Here is a 1,376-nt window from a genome sequence, read left to right as displayed (position 1 = left end):
CCTTCTGACCTGCGGTGCAAGCTGTGCCCCCGGCAGGATTCGAACCTGCGACACCCGCTTTAGGAGAAAACGTGCACCGACTGTGAGGTTCAGTAGGTGCGCGACGGGTCCAGTTTGCCACTGGCTACAGGGGCGCGACCTGCGCAAACAGGGTTCGGTTGGGTTCAGTAGGGTTCAGTGCGGGGGTGTTGTGGCATCCGTGTGGCATCGCGTGGCATCCGGCCTCACACCGCCCGCAGCTGTCGAACAGCCGGCGCCTCCGGGGCCATGACCGCGAGCACCTGAGCGGCCACGTCCTCGGCGCTGTGCTGGTACAGCCACGTGACTTTGCTGCCGCGGTCGTGACCCATGACCGTCTGCACGTCTTTCTCCGGGACGCCCAAGTCCTTCAGTCGCGTGGCGAACACGTGCCGCAGATCGTGCACCCGCGGCCACCACTCATCCCGTTTTGTCTCCGGGTTGGTGACCTTCCGGGCCAGGCCAGCGGCCTGGATCGCGGGGATCCACGTCCGTCGGAAGTTGTGCCGGGTGAGGGTACCGCCGAGCGGGCCCCGGAACACCAGCTCTTCCGGGTGCAGGTCCCGGCCGTCCCCGATGGGCGAGACAGTGTCGACGGGGCGGAACCGTGCGGCCATCGTCTGTACCGCCTCGATAGCCTCAGGGGTAAGCGGCACCGTCCGGAAGCCGGCCACGCTCTTGGGCGCGGCCTTGCGGAACAACGTCCCCCGATCCTCGCTGAGCACCTCCTTCACTCTGAGGTGCTTAGCCTCCAGGTCGACGTGCGCCCACCGCAGCCCGGTGGCCTCCCCCCATCGCATACCGGTCTCCTCGAGGAACACCACCAGGGGTCGGTACCAGACGTCGACGTGCTGCCGGATCAGCGCGACCTGTTCACGCGTGGGCGGTCGGGTCTCCTCGGCGTCCTTCTTCGGCGGCGCGTCGAGCTGGACTTCGGCGGCCGGGTTGAAGGGGATCCGTTTCCCGTCCCGGGCCGCGTCGCGCAGCATCGCCGACAGCAGCTCCAGCACCTTCTTACGGGTGTGGTGGCCCTTCACGTCGCGGGTGATCCATGTCTGGAGTTCGATGTACTCCAGGTCGCACAGACGCCACTTGCCCCACCGCGGTTCGATGTGGGCCCGCCAGTTGCTCAGCTTCCTGTTCGTCGTCGTGACGGCTCGCTGCGGCTGGGCTGGCCACCACAGTTCCCACCACTGGGCGAGGGTGATCTCGCCGCGTCTGGGGTCGGCGTACGTCCGCTTCCGAACCCGGGTGCGCACCTCGTCGAGGAACGCTTCGGCGCGCTTCTTACCACCCTCGGCGATCGTGAAGCACTTCTGCTTCTGCCGGCCGTCCGGGTCCCGGTAGCGCGCCTGCCA

Annotated in this window: 1 protein-coding gene and 1 tRNA gene; both read right to left on the bottom strand. The window is 67.6% G+C overall.

The annotated features are described in order from the left end of the window. Positions 1-24 precede the first annotated feature (24 nt). Positions 25-134: transfer RNA gene (locus ABZ780_RS31750), tRNA-OTHER, on the bottom strand. Positions 135-224: 90 nt separating this feature from the next. Beyond that, positions 225-1,376, bottom strand: a 1,152-nt coding sequence (locus ABZ780_RS31745; protein WP_357488457.1) for a site-specific integrase, incomplete at its 5' end; no start/stop codon positions are given.

Origin of the sequence: Micromonospora sp. NPDC047467, assembly GCF_040643095.1 — a bacterium.
Lineage (GTDB): Bacteria > Actinomycetota > Actinomycetes > Mycobacteriales > Micromonosporaceae > Micromonospora.
Note: the sequence above shows the minus strand (reverse complement) of the source record. Positions and strands in the feature narration are given on the sequence as shown.